The sequence below is a fragment of the Fannyhessea sp. genome, from assembly GCF_986145555.1.
Genome location: NZ_CFRCNA010000008.1, coordinates 20,105 through 36,561, shown reverse-complemented (window position 1 = coordinate 36,561; position 16,457 = coordinate 20,105). Strand labels below are relative to the sequence as shown.

Annotated in this window: 15 protein-coding genes; 1 reads left to right on the top strand and 14 read right to left on the bottom strand. The window is 43.0% G+C overall.

The genetic code is table 11. From position 1 onward, the window contains the following. Positions 1-457 precede the first annotated feature (457 nt). From recO to lepA, 11 genes are all read right to left on the bottom strand, one after another. Positions 458-1,210, bottom strand: a complete 753-nt coding sequence (recO, locus tag AC5GD6_RS02855; protein ID WP_311430891.1) for a DNA repair protein RecO — start codon at positions 1,208-1,210, stop codon at positions 458-460. 120 nt (positions 1,211-1,330) lie between these two features. Next, complete coding sequence (gene era, locus AC5GD6_RS02850) at positions 1,331-2,230, bottom strand: GTPase Era (RefSeq protein WP_491846188.1); 900 nt, start codon at positions 2,228-2,230, stop codon at positions 1,331-1,333. Positions 2,231-2,268: 38 nt separating this feature from the next. Continuing rightward, complete coding sequence (locus AC5GD6_RS02845; protein ID WP_276777786.1) at positions 2,269-2,646, bottom strand: diacylglycerol kinase family protein; 378 nt, start codon at positions 2,644-2,646, stop codon at positions 2,269-2,271. A 2-nt stretch (positions 2,647-2,648) separates the two neighbouring features. Continuing rightward, the gene (gene ybeY, locus AC5GD6_RS02840; protein ID WP_311430893.1) at positions 2,649-3,155 is read right to left on the bottom strand and encodes an rRNA maturation RNase YbeY; all 507 of its coding nucleotides are present in this window, start codon (positions 3,153-3,155) and stop codon (positions 2,649-2,651) included. Positions 3,156-3,243: 88 nt separating this feature from the next. Beyond that, the gene (locus tag AC5GD6_RS02835; protein WP_311430894.1) at positions 3,244-4,200 is read right to left on the bottom strand and encodes a PhoH family protein; all 957 of its coding nucleotides are present in this window, start codon (positions 4,198-4,200) and stop codon (positions 3,244-3,246) included. 79 nt (positions 4,201-4,279) lie between these two features. Next, positions 4,280-5,545: a tRNA (N(6)-L-threonylcarbamoyladenosine(37)-C(2))-methylthiotransferase MtaB gene (mtaB, locus tag AC5GD6_RS02830; protein WP_311430895.1), complete on the bottom strand. Its 1,266-nt coding sequence runs from the start codon at positions 5,543-5,545 to the stop codon at positions 4,280-4,282. Then, positions 5,545-6,630, bottom strand: coding sequence for a DnaJ C-terminal domain-containing protein (locus AC5GD6_RS02825; RefSeq protein ID WP_311430896.1), 1,086 nt, complete (start codon positions 6,628-6,630; stop codon positions 5,545-5,547). Before AC5GD6_RS02825 ends, mtaB begins: the two co-directional genes overlap by 1 nt. Before the next feature lie 32 nt (positions 6,631-6,662). Beyond that, positions 6,663-7,790, bottom strand: a complete 1,128-nt coding sequence (locus AC5GD6_RS02820; protein ID WP_311430897.1) for a DnaJ domain-containing protein — start codon at positions 7,788-7,790, stop codon at positions 6,663-6,665. Between the two features lie 86 nt (positions 7,791-7,876). Then, entirely contained in the window at positions 7,877-9,136 is a 1,260-nt protein-coding gene (locus AC5GD6_RS02815; RefSeq protein WP_311430898.1) for a coproporphyrinogen-III oxidase family protein, read from the bottom strand. Between the two features lie 4 nt (positions 9,137-9,140). After that, positions 9,141-10,313 carry a tRNA dihydrouridine synthase gene (locus AC5GD6_RS02810; protein WP_491846187.1) on the bottom strand — a complete coding sequence of 391 codons (1,173 nt, stop codon included), beginning with the start codon at positions 10,311-10,313 and terminating at the stop codon, positions 9,141-9,143. 75 nt (positions 10,314-10,388) lie between these two features. After that, positions 10,389-12,203 (bottom strand): translation elongation factor 4, encoded by a 1,815-nt coding sequence (gene lepA / locus AC5GD6_RS02805; protein ID WP_491846186.1) that lies wholly within the window; start codon positions 12,201-12,203, stop codon positions 10,389-10,391. Positions 12,204-12,344: 141 nt separating this feature from the next. Here lepA and rpsT point away from each other — a divergent pair, with 141 nt between their 5' ends. After that, entirely contained in the window at positions 12,345-12,611 is a 267-nt protein-coding gene (rpsT, locus tag AC5GD6_RS02800) for a 30S ribosomal protein S20 (protein WP_006302875.1), read from the top strand. 138 nt (positions 12,612-12,749) lie between these two features. Here rpsT and holA read toward each other — a convergent pair whose 3' ends face one another. The 3 genes from holA to AC5GD6_RS02785 form a co-directional block, all read right to left on the bottom strand. Next, on the bottom strand, positions 12,750-13,754 hold the full coding sequence (gene holA, locus AC5GD6_RS02795) for a DNA polymerase III subunit delta (RefSeq protein WP_491846185.1): 1,005 nt from the start codon (positions 13,752-13,754) through the stop codon (positions 12,750-12,752). Between the two features lie 85 nt (positions 13,755-13,839). Continuing rightward, entirely contained in the window at positions 13,840-15,096 is a 1,257-nt protein-coding gene (locus AC5GD6_RS02790; protein ID WP_491846184.1) for a ComEC/Rec2 family competence protein, read from the bottom strand. A 430-nt stretch (positions 15,097-15,526) separates the two neighbouring features. Continuing rightward, positions 15,527-16,366 (bottom strand): helix-hairpin-helix domain-containing protein, encoded by an 840-nt coding sequence (locus tag AC5GD6_RS02785; RefSeq protein WP_487317708.1) that lies wholly within the window; start codon positions 16,364-16,366, stop codon positions 15,527-15,529. Positions 16,367-16,457: the final 91 nt, after the last annotated feature.

Below are 16,457 nucleotides of genomic sequence, written 5' to 3'. Positions count from 1 at the left end.
TCAAGGTGTAGACAACAATCCAAGTTGAAGGTACGAACCTTTAACAGAATACCATCTTTTTCTTGTAAAGCAAAGAAAGTTAACCAAAAACTACACATGTGTTGATGCAGGCGTTGCTGCATTATCTTTTGGTGATGTATGCGCAAGAGGGCTGTATTTACGCTTTGGAGCAAGCTTTTGCAAAACATCTCGCTTAATATTCGAAAAAAACCTTGTTTGACACGAGTTTTTGTGGCGCAGCGCCACAGCTCCAAAAAACGTGATTTCCATTTGACCAGGTATCTGCATTGGTACACTTTTGAGAGCCTCTCAAAAGTGAAGCGAAGGACAGTTTTTAGCTTCAGATCTCGTGTCAAACGGGGTATTTTTCGAATTTTTCTCAAAAGTTTTTGTAAATAGGTGCGTTCAGTGAAAGAAAATGTAAACAATAATGCTTTCTTAACAGCTTTGAGATGTTTTAAATCTGGAGAAAGAACTCAAACGCGCGAAGACGCACATCCAAATGAGTAGCTGCCCATTGGTGCGCCAGAAGTCCTAGGCTATACATTGTTTTTGGGTCATAATCGGTATGTATGATCTTGTCAAACACACTACCCAACATAAATTCTAAAAACTGCACTTCTGACGGCGTTATTTCTGAAAGACCATCAATATCATGAGCACAGCTTGTACAAATGCTTCCGCCCGAAGCGGCAGAAAAATAAGCAATATCAGCTTCTCCACAGTAAATGCACGAAGAAAGGATCGGACGATATCCTTCGTGCGCTAAAACTTTAAACGTGTAAGCAACAACTAATGCCAACAACGCGGTATATGAATTAATGGTCTCGCATAAGCTGAGCGCGCGCGAGCAAATGTTGAACATAAAGGGATTGGGCAAATCAGGAAACGTTGTATAACGTGCAAGCTCACAAACCACACAGGCTGCGGCAAAAGCATCAGGGAGCTCGCGCAATGTTTTATGCGGACAAATACTCACAGCTTCTTGAACAATATCTAATGAAGCACCCTCAGCTAAGAGAAAATCTGCTTCATGAGCAAATTCACAAACACCTGCAAATCTTCCACCCGGTTTAAGAGCACCTTTTGCAATTGCTTGACGCTGCGTTCCATCATCACAGACAAGCGTGAGTATTCTATCTTTTTCTTTGAGCTTGGTGCGGTGATCAATAATAAGTGCGTGTTTTCTAATGAGTTTTCTTCGATTCATGAGCACCCAATCCGTGCTTTGCGTGTAACGCTAACGTATCCTTGGTTTATAGGCTCTATATAAGAGCATGTCAGGTTTACCAAACGTGTACAGCAAAAGACAAAAAATCCAAAAGCTAGGCTAATCTTGGTGTACATAGCCTAATTTTTTAATCTCCGAAGCATCTTTTCGCCACAAAGGCACAACGCATACCACTAAATCTAAAAAGACACGTGCCCCCAATAATTTTTCTATATCCTTACGAGCCTCAACGCCAATCTTTTTAATAAGCGCTCCACGTTTTCCGATAATAATAGCCTTTTGTCCTTCACGTTCAACGATGATTTGCGCGCGAATTGCACAGACATCATGATGATGCCATTCAAATTCCGACACATCAACGGCAACGCTATGAGGGATTTCATCACGGGTAAGATTAAGAACTTTTTCGCGGATAAACTCTGCAATCAAATCTTTATCGGACATATCAACATCCATATCGGCTGGAAACCAATATGGCCCGGCTGGAAGATGCTTGCGTACAATCTGCAAAAAGGTATCGACGTTAAAGTTTTTACGCGCGCTTACTACAAGCGTTTGATCATAATTTGCAAGCTTTGAAGCCGCTTCAAGTTGTTTTGTAACAGTTGCAGCATCAACTTTATCCGCTTTGGTAATCACCAGTAATTTAAAAGGAGCCAAGCTCTGTTGAATATGATGAGCGACCCATGCATCACCGCGCCCTACTTCTTGAGATGCGTCAATTAAATGAGCAACCACGTCTACATCTTTAAGCTCGGCAAGCGCGGTTTGATTGAGCTCTTTACCCAAGGCATCTTTAGGCTTATGCAAGCCTGGAGTATCAACAATAACAATTTGAGAGCTGTCATCGGTAAGAACTGCACGCATGCGCCTTCGTGTGGTTTGGGCCACACGAGAGGTAATTGCTATTTTCCCTCCGTAGCATGCATTTAAAAGCGTTGATTTGCCAACACTTGGTCTTCCTACCAAACTTACAAAACCGCTGGTAAACACAAACATTGCTCCTTTGTACTAATCTAAGTCAATTAAATAAAACTCTAAAGCAACCCTAAAGCTCGCAGGTATAAGCCAAAACCAACAACACCAACCATCAGGCATAATACCCAAACAGCAGCTGCAGCAATATCTTTTGCTTTCCCTGCAAGAGGGTGAAACTCCGGAGATACCAAGTCGACAACTGCCTCGATGGAGGTATTAAAAAGTTCGGCCGAAATTACGCAGCCGCAAGACAAAATATAAATACACCATGCAAGTACATCAAAGCAAACGAGAAAACCCAACACACATCCTATAACACCTGCTACAAGCATAACCCGAATATTGCGCTCTTGATGAATAGCTGTGCAAAAACCCTGAATGGCAAATAAAAATGATCGTCTAAAATTGGGATGCTTGGGATGTTTGCCAGGGATCATAGCTACTCTTCCCCACGGTGTCTGGTAAGCGTGACATGGCCTACATGACGGGTTGTACCAACTTCTAAAAGCAGACGATCTTCAAGCGCTTCCATAACTTCCGCTTCATCATCTGTAAGATGGTCATATCCCAGTAGATGAAGCATACCGTGTATCAACAGAAGTCTACACTCGTCTTCATGCGCCATATGAAAAGAATCTGCTTGATGTGCAATATAGTTAGGAGCAAGAACAATGTCACCCAATTCGCAAACTTCTCCGTTTGCTAAATCAGGGTCATCGGGGCGTTCACATTCTAAGGAAATAACATCAGTTGGTCTATCTTGATTGCGCCACGTTTTATTAAGCGTGTGAATATGTTCGTCTGTCACAATGGAAATCGAAACATTACAGGAACGTTGTACCTGTTGATCTTGCAAAACGTAGCTGCAAATATGCATCATTTCGTCTTCTTCTAATATGCTGTCTACTTCTTCGTCGCAATAAAAGTTATACGAATGCTCCACCATGATCCACCTTTAGTTTTGTTATACGTACACGCTATTATACCAATATATACCTTACAACTCCCCTACAACGCAAGTTTTAGCAGAGATCTTAAGGCCTGAGCTTTTCAAACGCATCGTAGGCATCAACAATAGAAGCAACTAAGCTATGTCGCACAATATCATTTCTGTCAAGCGTTACAAAAGCAATATCGCCAAGGTTGCCTAAAATCTTTTGAGCCGAGATAAGTCCGCTTGTTCCAGCAACATCCTTTTGTGTAATATCTCCAGTTATAACAAAACGAGAACCAAAACCAAGTCGAGTCAAAAAGAGTTTCATTTGTGCATGTGTGGTATTTTGCGCTTCATCCAAAATAACAAATGCATGGTTAAGGCTTCTTCCCCTCATATACGCCAAAGGTGCAATTTCGAGCGTACGATTTTGGATCCAGCCTCCAACGGTTTGTGTTCCTTCTAAATCTATAAGCGCATCATAGAGTGGTCGAATATAGGGATCTAACTTGTCTTGCAAAGTGCCTGGCAAAAACCCAAGTGATTCTCCAGCTTCAATAACAGGACGTGTGAGAATAATACGTGATATTTCGTGATTTTTTAAAGCGCGCAGTGCAAAGGCAAGTGCTAAATACGTTTTGCCCGAACCTGCAGGTCCTGTTACAAAAGTTATGCTGTTATGCTGAATTGCCTGGCAATACTTTTTTTGACCTACGGTCTTAGGTACAACAGCAATACCTTTGCCACTTGTATATACAACAGACGCATCCACCGATTCATCAGTATAGTCTGCGTGAAAATAATCGTCAATAAGCAGGCTAATTTCATCAGATGAGGGGTGCAAATCTTGTTGCAATAGGCTTATTAGCTCATGAAGTACATGTAATGCTGCATCAGTTGACGAAGCGCAACCCTCAACAGTTAAGCGATTATGATATACACGCAAAGAAACACCTAAGTGAGATTCAAGTAAACGAAGTACACAATCTCGTGTGCCAAATAGTTCTGCAAGATTTATGTCGCATGGAATGATAAGCTCTTTTTTTATAACTTCCATAGCCATCCTTTGCATACGTAAAACAGTTGTTAGCTAACCTGCCAAAATTTGGCGCTCATTTTGCAGCTGCGTTGCATACTTAGAGGCGCTCAACAAGTAAGCTTGCGTCTTTCATAACAGATAAAATACGCACGTCAACAAGGGTATCAAGACGCGCTTGTTTATCTAGATGAACGTCGAATAAGCCCGAGGTAACACCATAGCCTACCCCTTGGACAAGCACACGATCAGGTTGTCCAATAAGCTTCTTTGCTTGTTCATAGCGCATACGAGAAGCAAGCTCGCGCATGCGTTTACTTCGCGATGCCATGACATGGGGATCAACTTGATTGGGAGCACTTGCTGCAGGAGTGCCTTCACGTTTTGAATATCTAAACACGTGCATCTTTGCAAAACCCATACGCTCACAAAATTCGTAGGACGTTTGAAATTCATCATCAGTTTCTCCTGGAAAACCTACAATTAAATCGGTACCAAGAGCAATTGATGGCATATAAGCTCGTGCATTTTCTACGGCTGCAGCATATGAGCTTGCAGTGTAGTTTCTTCTCATGCGTTTAAGGGTAGCCTCGCAACCCGATTGCAAACAAATATGCAAAAACGGAGCAATTCTTCCTTGTGATTGAGCCATTACCCTCAAAAGCTCATCAGTTACATCGGGCGGCTCTATCGAAGAAAGACGCACTCGTTCAACTGGTGTTTCATCAAGGATAAGCTGTAGTAAATCGGGAAGCCGCACGCGAGATCCATGATAAATTTCTCTAAAATCGCCCAAGTTAATACCAGTAAGCACTACTTCACGCGCACCATGAGCAATGGATGATCGAACTGATGCCAAAACAGACTCACAGCTCACCGAACGCGCAGGCCCTCGTGCTTTCCACACGATACAAAAAGAGCAGCGATTGTTACACCCATCTTGAACTTTAATGCCGGGACGCATTCTTCCTGTTGGCGTAGGCGTCTGAACAAGATCTCCGTCATCGTCTACCGAACCTGCAATACAGCCAAATTCTCCCAACACACGCTGGCATACTCGAGCTTTATTTCGTTCAACTAACACATTATCGGCAATAGAAGACAACTCATCAGCATGTAAATTTGCAACACAGCCTGTAGCAACTACAAAGGGCACGTTAGCAAGATTTGCGGCACGACGCACAATTTTGCGTGTTTTAGCTTCGGCTTCTCCTGTGACGGCACAGGTATTGATAACAATGGCGTCGGCCTCATTTTGATTAACAACCTTACACCCTGCTCGTTCGAGCTCAGAGGCAATAACGTCGGTTTCAACGCGATTGACACGACAACCTAAATTGATAAAAGCAACTTTAGGTACCTGCATTAGTTTCGTCCGTCTACCAGTTTTTTAATACATGCCTTATCGGCCTTTGAAAGTCCTTTAGGGCTTACCACACGAACAACTGCAACAAGAGAGCCACGCGCAGAGCTTTGACGTCGCGGCATACCTTTTCCAGACACGCTAATACGCTGACCATATTCACAAGAAGAAGGAATATGTACTTCAACAGTTTCGTCTGGCAAAATGCCTTGAACCTCCTTTGTACAGCCAACAATTGCCTGCAGGGAGTCAATGGTAAGCTCACAGAAAAGGTCATCCCCTTGACGTTCAAATGTTTTATGTTCGGCTATAACAATACGAAGCAGTAAATCACCCGAAGCAGCACCACGCAAACCAGCTTCACCTCGGTGAGCTACTCTCATAGTTTGACCACTGTGAATACCGCGCGGGATCTCAACGGAAACGCGTTCACGTGACGGAGTTCTTCCTTGGCCTTGGCATGTATCGCATGGGTGATCAAATACTTTACCCATACCACCACAAGCACTACAAACAGTTTGAGATTGTACTTGGCCAAAAATAGATTGCTGAACTTGTGTTACCACGCCTGTTCCCTTACAGTGCGAGCACGTTACTTCATGTGCATCGGCGGCTGCGCCTTTGCCGTTACAATCGTCACAAGGAGCAAGACGCTCGTATGCGATTTTTTTACTGCAGCCACTTGCTGCTTCTTCGAGGGTAATAGTAAAATTCATGCTCATATCGCGACCGCGGTTTGGAGTAGCCGCTCCAGAAGATCTACGTGCACCACCTGAGAAAAACGAGCTGAATATGTCGTCAACGTCAAAGCCTGAACCTCGAAAGAAATCGGACATATCAACATAATCACTGTGAAAACCAGCAGGGCCATCAGCACTGCCATAGCGGTCATAATTAGCACGTTTTTGTTCATCGGAAAGAACCGAGTATGCTTCGTTTACTTTTTTAAATTTCTCTTCTGCACCTGCTTCTTTGTTAATATCGGGGTGCAACTGACGAGCTTTTTTTAAGAAAGCGCGCTTGATTGTTTTAGCATCCGCGTCGTGTGCAACGCCTAATATATCGTAGTAATTTTCTTGTGCAGCCATAGTGTGTATAAATCCCCACCTTTAATAACAATTTACAAACCCAAAAGTTTACGTATCACAACAGGAACAACCGTTAAACAAAACGAGATCAACAAAGGCGTATATCCCGCTTTACCTGCGCTTCTCCACCAGCCTAAAGGATGAACAATGCCACGCTTACATAGAGTGGTTATCCCAATAATTACAAGAATTGCAGGAAATACAAAATTGTAATAGAGCGTATTAGTATACAAGCCAATCGCAAGAATTGGGATAACAAAACCTAAACAACGAGCACCAAGCCGCTCTGCAGCAATAAGGCGCTCAGACGCAACAACACATTCAATAATCAAGTCATGAGCAGGTTTATTGTAAGTACCTGCATGTCCTTTATGCTTAAGAATAATGCGATGACCATCGTGCGTATGAGTTGGAACTAAGACTTCAACCGTATCTTTTTTGAGGCTTCGCCCGCTACCTGCGCAATTTGCACACGGATTAAGAATCAGTTTACCTGATCCTTTACAATGCGAACACACCATGGTATGAGACGACATTCCTAAAAGCATAACAAAATCGAGTTCAAGCGTTCCTTTACCGTCACAAATAGGACAGTCAAGCGTCTGCAACTCTCCTTGAGCTCCAAGCCCATGGCACGCATCGCATGCAACAAAATGTGTATAAGATATTTTTTTGGTACATCCCTGCTTTGCCTGTTTATCATCTAAATGCAGCAAAACCGTAATGTCTTTTCCTTCAACATCTTGATATGCAAACTCGTGCAACGATTCGCTCGAGCTGGTAGACGAAGGGTTTTGAGTAAAGAAATCGAACCCAATATTTGATCCAAAACCAGCTGCGCGCAAAAAATCATCCAAATCAAAACCATCAGGCGTGCTAAACCCACCTTGTGCAAAAGGATCTTGCGAGCCATAAGGAGATTGTGACATAAAAGGATTTCCGTTTAAGGAAGCATCATAGCGTCTGCGTTTTTGTTCATCGGAAAGAACTGCATATGCCTCTGAAACTTCTTTAAAACGTTCTTCGGCATCAGGAGCCTTATTGATATCGGGATGAAGCTTACGGGCTTTCTGTTGAAACGCTTTGCGAATCTCTGAGGACGTAGCGTTCTGGCTTACGCCTAGTATGTCATAATAATTTGTTTTTTGAGCCGATGCCATACACATTCCCATCGCATATCTTATCAATTCTTATAAATTGTACCCTTATATGGCGCTTAATTGATGATGGTTTCATGGTTTAATGCTTAAGGCACCAAAACAGACTTAAGTTCCATAGGAGCTAAATCGAGCAGCGCTTCAAAAATATAATTTCCCAAAAGCCACCCTTTATGTGTTGCATGAAGGTATCCTTGATGGTAGGTCATGAGTCCTAAATCTATCAGCCTATCAAACGTTGCGTGAAGCGTTTGAGCTCCTAATACTTCTTCTGCATAGCTGATAACATCGGGCTCAATGCCTTGAGCCAAGCGCGCTTCAAGCATCAAATCCTCGGCAAGAACTTGCGGCAACGTTAAAAATTCTAGCGAAGCTTTGCGCTGCGAAAGCCGGGGATTGCGAATAAAAGAAGCGCGAGAATCGGTGCAAGTAATGCGAACTCTTACGATATCAGAAGGAAGATTTGGCAACGTTTTCCATACCTGCTTTAAGCGTCTATAAGCTTGGGCTGTAAGCATAGACGCAGCAGAAGGACCAAGTCCAATATAGGTTCGTGCACTCCAATACCCACAATTATGGTCACATTGCTCGTTTGGTTGAGCATAGCTTGAGGTTTCGTAACGCTTATATCCATACGATTCAAGCACATCATGTGCAATATCCATGCGAGCTGCTTGAACCGCCTCACTATTAAATTTTGGGTGCGTATGAGCGTAGCGCGCCCAAAATGCTGTTGATTTTTCGATCGTTAACGGATAAATGCTTACATGGTCTACCTTACAATTGATAACATCATGCAGACTTTTGAGCCAAGAATCATCAGTTTGCAAGGGAATGGCACACATAAGATCACACGACACACTAAAACCCATAGCTTTGAGCGTGCAAAGCCGCTCAAGTGCGCGCTCGGGCGTATGTGTTCTGCCCAGTGCTTTAAGCTCATCAGCATTGGTAGATTGAACGCCACATGAAACACGGTTTATACCTTGACGGAGCATATGATGCAACAGATCATCACAAGCAGATTCAGGATTCACTTCACATGATTTCTCACGGAGCGTTGGACACGTTTCACAAGCACATTCAATAATGTCAGGTAACTCATGAGGTAACGCCGAAGGGGTGCCTCCTCCAATGTAGAGTGTTTCAGTATCTTCACATACATTGGCAGCTTTAAGTTCATTGAGCTGGCCTTTAAGAGCAGCTGCGTACTCGGAAGGAACTGAGGTAGTACTTTTAAAAGGCCAGCTTGCAAAATCGCAGTATCCGCATTTTTGCGTACAAAATGGAATGTGAAGATACAGCTCGTGAATATCCTTATCAGCCAAACGTTGCTTGTATGCCACCATAAAATCAGCGCCCACTTGACATTTCTTGTGACACCTGCTTATCTGTTTGTACCTGCTCTTTAAATGCTTGTAACAAATGTAAAAACTCATCAAGTGTGGTAGCTGTCATAAATTTTTGACGCCACAAAGCAGCATGTGAAAGACCATATAAATACCAGCTACACAGGCTACGTGCTCGTGCCATATGCGCGTGAGTGGCTGCCAAAAGCCGAAGATGCAACTCAAGTGCGTTAAGTCGAGCTGAAATACTATGCGTATCCGTTATATGAGCATGACGATTATGTTCACGCGCGCTCGAGTTGTATAAACCAGCATCTAAGAGAGCAGACAAATCGGATGGATTGCCTTTAAGCAGTAATTTCTTTTTGTTAAAAATTTTAAGTGCGTCATCAAAGATCCACGGATTTCCATAGGTACCTCGTGCAATAAGCACTGCGTGTGCTTGAGTTTTATACAAAATTCTACATGCATCTTCAGCGCTCATAACATCACCAGAGGCAATAACTGGAATATCAACAGCTTCTACAACGCGCTTGATACTTTCCCAGTTGGCCTCGCCTTTATAGAGTTGCTTAGCAAATCGGCCATGCACTGCAAGAGCTGATGCGCCCGCATCTTGCAAAGCGCGGCCAAACTCAGCAGCGCTTTCGTGGTCCATGTAATAGCCACGCCGAATTTTACAGGTAACTGGCACTCTAACTTCGCGCAGGCACGCCCGAACAAGAGCGCAGGCACGATGAGGATCACACATAAGCGCGCTTCCCTCTCCTCGTTTAGTAACTTTAGGAACTGGGCACGCCATATTTATGTCAATACAGCTTAATTTATCACCCAAAAGTTCACCCACCAAGGCGCACGCACGCTGAAATTGCACAGGATCAGAACCAAAAAGCTGAACAATAAGATTAGGCTCTGCGGTGTGTGGCAAGCATAGTTCACGCGTAGCTTGGTTGTTCATGCATAATCCAGCTACGGATACCATTTCGCTGTAGGCATATTGAGCGCCACCAAGCCTATTCATAATACGGTAAGCGCTGTTGGTAACGCCTGCCATAGGTGCTGCTAGAAAAGGCATGTCCTTACATGAATCTAAAAAAGGCTTTTGAGGAGTAACAATATCATGCAAATCGGCAGCGGGAGCATATTGAGAAATAAGAGATTCAACATCACTTGACATGAGATATCCTTATCAATTTTGATCATAGACAACAAAACGGAGAAGCGCAAACTCTATCCAAGTTTGAAAAACGCGTTATTGGTCATCGCCCACGTTGAGCACGGCAAGGAAGGCTTCTTGAGGCACTTCCACCGATCCTATGGACTTCATGCGTTTTTTACCCTCTTTTTGCTTCTCAAGCAGCTTTCTTTTACGCGAAATATCTCCACCATAACACTTTGCAAGCACGTCTTTACGCCGCGCACGTACGGTTGAGCGAGCAATAATCTTATTACCAAGCGCGCCTTGGATGGGAACTTCAAAAAGCTGCTGAGGAATAATTTCTTTTAATTTATCGCATAAATTGCGCGCCATTGCATATGCTTTATCTTTATGAATAATAAACGACAAAGCATCAACAGCATCACCTGCTAAAAGCATGTCAAGTTTTACCAAATCGGAAGTTTTATACGAGTCCATCTCGTAATCAAGGGATGCATATCCTTTGGTACGACTCTTAAGCTGATCAAAGAAATCCAAAATGAGCTCGGCAAGTGGAATATCAAAGTGGAGTTCAACCGATTTTTCACTCAGATAAACCATGTCTTGCGTAGTGCCGCGATGTTCTATTGCAAGCTGCATAACAGCTCCCGTGTACGCAGGCGGAACAATCACTTTAGCTTTAAGGTAAGGCTCTTCTATATGGTCGATTTTGGTAACATCGGGCAAATCCTGAGGAGAGGTAATGCTTAGCATGCGCTTGTCAGTAGTGAATACGTGATAATTGACCGATGGCGCCGTTGCAATAAGATCCAAGTTAAATTCGCGCTCAAGACGCTCTTTAACAACCTCCATATGCAAAAGACCTAAAAATCCAACTCTAAAGCCAAAACCAAGCGCAACGGAAGTCTCCGCACTCCAGGTAAGAGAAGGATCATTTACTTTAAGTTTTTCAAGTGCATCACGAAGATTTTCGTAATATTTAGTGTCGGTAGGAAAAAGACCCGTAAAAACCATGGGTTTTACATCGTGATAGCCTTCACAAGCGCGAGCACACGGACGCTCGACACACGTAATGGTATCGCCTGTTTTAACCAGCTCGGGATCTTTAAGACCAGTAACAACAAAGCCAACTTCTCCAACAGAAAGCTGCGTTACACGCATTTCAGACGGACATTTTATACCAACATCATCACAGAGAAACGTATCTCCGAGCGCCATCATTTTAAGGTTCATGCCTTTTGAAATTTGGCCATCAAAGACACGAACAGTAGCAATGACGCCTCGATATTCGTCAAAATATGAGTCAAGAATAAGCGCTTTAAGCGGTGCGTTAACATTGCCTTGCGGTGGTGATATAAGATAGACCACCTGTTCAAGCAAATCGTGAATTCCTTCACCAGTTTTACCCGAAACAAGCACCGCGTCATCAGCAGGAAGAGCAAGCTCATCTTCGATTTCTTGTTTAACCTCTAAAGGATGTGCAGATGGAAGGTCTATTTTATTGATTGCAGGCACAATGTCTAGGTTTGCATTCATAGCTAAGTTGGCATTAGAAACAGTTTGCGCTTCTACACCTTGCGTTGCGTCAACCACCAAAACAGCACCTTCACATGCAGCCAACGAACGAGAAACTTCATAGGTAAAGTCAACGTGACCTGGTGTATCAATTAAATTAAACTGATAGGTTTGACCGTCGTCGGCTTTATACGCTACGCGCACTGCATTAGATTTAATGGTAATACCGCGTTCACGCTCGATATCCATAGAATCTAAAATCTGACTTTCCATATCGCGCGCAGCCACGGTATGCGTAAGCTCAAGAATACGATCAGAGATCGTAGACTTACCATGGTCGATGTGCGCAACAATAGAAAAGTTGCGAATATGTGATGTGTCATTGTTTTTCATAGTATTCATATCTAAGATGATAGCGTATTTTTTACAAAGTGATATACTTACTTTTTGACCTCGCCGTGTCAAATGAAGGAAAACCCCACTTTCTTCATGCAAAACTAGAGGCCTCAAGAATTGTTACCGAAAGGATCTACCGTGGCTAATATTAAGTCGCAGAAGAAGCGTATTCTTACCGCCGAGAAAGCTCGTATTCGCAACAAGGCTGTACGTTCAGAGCTCAAAACCGCTGTTAAAGAGGTTCGTTTAGCTGTTGAAGCTGCAGATCTCGAGAAGGCTCAAGCTGCTGTAAAACGTGCTGGTCGTCTGTTGGATAAGGCAGCATCTAAAGGCATTATCCACAAGAACCAAGCTGCTCAACGTAAGAGCGGAGCACAAAAACTTGTTAATAGCTTACAGGCATAAATAATACGTGTGCATTTGTAACATTTTTTGAAGAATTGTATGTAAAAGCCCGGGATCTTTGTCTCGGGCTTTTATAGTATATATGTTTCACCTATGAATATCTTATGAAGACACATGTGACGTTTAACTAACTTACAGCTATGCTTGACGAGGCGAACAGATTTTCTGCGCAAATAAAACCAGATCAGTAAATGTTGCACGCGATAGCTTAAAGCGCATATTTAAATCAGCAGATTCGCACAAAAGTTCGTCTAGTTCTGCAGCTTCAAAATTATCCGCCGCGGCGCGTAATTTGTTTACCTGCCAACTTTTTACATTCAACTTTTCAGGCATGTGCGTAAGTTGACCTCGCGCGGCAAGGTTCTTTGCACAAATAAGCTCACGTAATCGCTTAGAGATAAGTGCCAACAAATATAAAGGTGACGTTTGCGCTTGAGCCTCTAACAAGGTAAGTGCACGACCACATTCACGTGCAGCAAGCACATCGATAAGTTCCCAGGGTTGCTGGGCATTTGTTCTTATTACATGCGCGCACACCAGGTCTTTAGTAATTCTTAGAGGCTGCACTGCATGCGATTGATCAATTGAAGAAAAACTAACGCTGTATTTGAGTATTTCAAGTTGTTTTTCGAGAACAGAAAGCGAAGTGCCTACCCTATTTATAAGTTCCTCTGCAGCGTCAAAGTCAACGCTTACGTTTAGCTTTTTTTCGAGTACAGACAAAGTACGATGCGCCTGAGAAGCTGTTTGAGGCTCGCAATTTATAATTGCTTTTGGATCCACTGCAGAAATAGCTTTATATAGCTTTGAATTTTTTGCAAGACGTTGCATGCATAAGCAAACAATACAGCTCGGATTAGGATGTTTAAGATAATCTATGATGTCTGCAATAACTTCTTTAGGTAACGCCTCTGCCTCGTAAATAATTGCCAAGCGTCTTGTATCACAAACAGGCATTTGAAGAAAGACGCTCAACAAACTTTGACTGTCTTTAATATCAACCGCATGCCATTCGTTACAATTAAAAAAACTCATTTGAGGCTGAATGTAGAGCTTAAGACGACGAACGATTTCTGCCATTTTTGCCGTATCGGTACCTAGAGCAACATATACAGGCAACTTTGGGGCGTTTTCCTGTGCCATAAGACTCCTTTACGTTACTGGTGCGGCAAAAACCCATATGCACACAAACGTTTTCAAACACTACGGTGAGCTTGAATTGGTGAGACTAGTATACGTCATGTGTCCCAGGACGAGGCCACTTATAAGCAATAACCACAAGGAATACAGCTACACTGAAAGCTAAGCCTGCAGAAAGTCCATCGGTCGAAACGTACGCAATTGGAAATTTTGAGAAGATCTTAAGCACCAGTAAAATTGCCGACGTAGCATAAGATCCTGCGCATAAAAGCAGCTCTGACACAGGCGCACAAGGCGCGCACATGATGGTTATTACTGCTAAAAGAGCTGTATACACCATACAGGGCACAAGTAACACATTACTTAAAACCGCTATAAAAGAAAAGCCCTGAAAAAAGCCGATTGAAAACGGCAGCGTACTCAGCTGCGCACAAAGCGACACTGACGCAACTTGAAGAACTGAAGTAAGAGCTTTTGCTTGTATTGTATGTATCAAAAGATCTAGTACGCGCTTAAGATACCCTTTTGAGTGAGCACACACATATAACAAGGTACGTAGCAGTTTTACATACGCCCATTCAACAAGAAAGTTTACATAGTTTCCAAAAAGTGCAAGCCCAATAACGCAGCTTACCGATAAAATAAAACTTACATCGCAGGCACACCAAGGATTTAAAGCAATCATAACCAAAGCCGTGCATGACACAGTTGATATAACATGTCTTTGCGCCCGAAAAAAGTCTGCAAACACGCTACAAGCTACCAAACCCCAAGCTCTTAGCGCTGAAAGCGGCATACCACAACTCATAACAAAGACCATGCTTAAACACAGGGTAAGTATACGTTGCGTAAAAAGGGAAAGCGGGATGTGGCTTAAAATCTTAGCAATTAGAAGCGAGAAAAGAGCCAAATGTGTTCCAGAAACACAGACAACATGAGAAATTCCGCACACCCTAAATAAATCAGTCATACCAAGCTGATGCATAGGCTCTTTGTGTCCGCAAATACTTGCAAGCATGAGTGCACTATGCTCTGGTGTTGAGCGTTTGAGCATATTCATACATTGCAAACGAATAAAACTTGCTAACCCATAAAGCCCCACTGGCTTTTGAACATGGTGTACGCGTCCAATAGTCACGGACCCTAAAATTCCTTGAGCACATGTTGAGAGTTTATTGGTATCAGATGTATACGCCTTAAACTGTCCTTGAACCGTATACGTGCTATAGAGTTCAAGTGCTTCTTTGCTGATGAGCTCACAAGTTCCCATATAGCTATCATTCACAAAAATTTTAGCAGGTGTCACATAGCTATGAAACACTGACCTACTATCTGCTATGCACATACATGTAAGCTCATTACGAGCGCTTATATGCTGCAATACATGTTGACGAACACATGTTTGATATACCAAAAAGATACCAAGAACGCAACTTGTACTAGCTGTTAAAATGACCATCCACCCAATTTTTTGTGCACGTTTCAAAAACATATACCAAGGCGCTGCCGCGCGCGCACATCGATATAACAAAACAGTACATCCAACGCACGCACTACCTATACATGCAGGTATTATTGCGTAACTACACAGCAAACTTACTGCAGATGATAGATATACCATGAGCTTCTGAGCGCAAGCCATTTCATATAAACGCGCAGAACGCAGGATCAAAAACAAAACAAGATGAGCCGCTATATACACAGCTAATATCGGAGGGATATATGGTCTTGTAAAACAAGGAAGGCTGAATTTATCCTCTTTGTCAAGGCTTATGCTATACATGGAGATACTTTCGGAGCTTTTCAAATTTCTTTGAGCCAATACCTTTAACACGTTTCAGATCTTCAACATTCTTAAATGGGCCGTGTTCACGACGATCGGCAATAATCCTATCTGCCATAGCAGGACCTACTCCTGGAAGCTCTAAAAGCTCATTTTTTGAAGCCTTATTAAGTGAGATAGGACGCGTTGGCGCGTGTCCTTTGCGCGTTGTTGAAGCGCCTTTGTCTTGCCGGTATGAATCACCAGACGATGAAGCAGCACCAGTTGAATCTTGCGTGAGCGTTGTGTCTTCCCCAATGCGTGGTATATGGACTTTATCACCGTCATGAAGCTCAGATGCTAAATTTAATGCAGCTACATCAGCGTCAGCAGTTAAGCCACCAGCACGCTCAATGCTATCTTTCACGCGCGCGCTTGCAGGAAGTTCATAGACATCGGGATGTGCAACGCAGCCGTCAATATAGATGACTATGCGTTGTGATGTGTCTTCTTGCGATGGTTGTGCGTCTTCTTTTGATTGGTTAGTATCATCGTTTTCTTCAGAAGCGTTTTGGCTTAAAGATGTTTCGTCCGTTGTTGCAAGGGGCATAGGCGTTATCAAAATCGTTGAATATATCCACCAGCCAATGCATGCGATAACAACAAAAAGACCTACCACACATCCAATAACCTCTGGCTTTGCTCCAATAAGCTTATCTTTGAGATTCTGTACAGCATAAGCTAAACCAAGGCAACGTTTGTGCCGATTGTCTAAAGATGCGTCCCAAGAGAGCGGTACTTGCGCACTCAAAGGGTCTTCTAAAGGGTGGCGCTTACGAGAAATTTGAGCCATAAAAATCGCTTTCTTTGGATACCGACAAGACAGTAGTCATATCGTACAAAGAAAGCGCAAAGAGTAAACGTACAAATAAAATAAGGCGTGC

What these genes read in the sequence shown, in the direction of transcription:
- recO (WP_311430891.1), bottom strand. Translation starts at nt 1,210, where the DNA reads ATGAATCGAAGAAAACTCATTAGAAAACACGCACTTATTATTGATCAC.
- era (WP_491846188.1), bottom strand. Translation starts at nt 2,230, where the DNA reads ATGTTTGTGTTTACCAGCGGTTTTGTAAGTTTGGTAGGAAGACCAAGT.
- AC5GD6_RS02845 (WP_276777786.1), bottom strand. Translation starts at nt 2,646, where the DNA reads ATGATCCCTGGCAAACATCCCAAGCATCCCAATTTTAGACGATCATTT.
- ybeY (WP_311430893.1), bottom strand. Translation starts at nt 3,155, where the DNA reads ATGGTGGAGCATTCGTATAACTTTTATTGCGACGAAGAAGTAGACAGC.
- AC5GD6_RS02835 (WP_311430894.1), bottom strand. Translation starts at nt 4,200, where the DNA reads ATGGAAGTTATAAAAAAAGAGCTTATCATTCCATGCGACATAAATCTT.
- mtaB (WP_311430895.1), bottom strand. Translation starts at nt 5,545, where the DNA reads ATGCAGGTACCTAAAGTTGCTTTTATCAATTTAGGTTGTCGTGTCAAT.
- AC5GD6_RS02825 (WP_311430896.1), bottom strand. Translation starts at nt 6,630, where the DNA reads ATGGCTGCACAAGAAAATTACTACGATATATTAGGCGTTGCACACGAC.
- AC5GD6_RS02820 (WP_311430897.1), bottom strand. Translation starts at nt 7,790, where the DNA reads ATGGCATCGGCTCAAAAAACAAATTATTATGACATACTAGGCGTAAGC.
- AC5GD6_RS02815 (WP_311430898.1), bottom strand. Translation starts at nt 9,136, where the DNA reads ATGGTGGCATACAAGCAACGTTTGGCTGATAAGGATATTCACGAGCTG.
- AC5GD6_RS02810 (WP_491846187.1), bottom strand. Translation starts at nt 10,313, where the DNA reads ATGTCAAGTGATGTTGAATCTCTTATTTCTCAATATGCTCCCGCTGCC.
- lepA (WP_491846186.1), bottom strand. Translation starts at nt 12,203, where the DNA reads ATGAAAAACAATGACACATCACATATTCGCAACTTTTCTATTGTTGCG.
- holA (WP_491846185.1), bottom strand. Translation starts at nt 13,754, where the DNA reads ATGGCACAGGAAAACGCCCCAAAGTTGCCTGTATATGTTGCTCTAGGT.
- AC5GD6_RS02790 (WP_491846184.1), bottom strand. Translation starts at nt 15,096, where the DNA reads ATGTGCATAGCAGATAGTAGGTCAGTGTTTCATAGCTATGTGACACCT.
- AC5GD6_RS02785 (WP_487317708.1), bottom strand. Translation starts at nt 16,366, where the DNA reads ATGGCTCAAATTTCTCGTAAGCGCCACCCTTTAGAAGACCCTTTGAGT.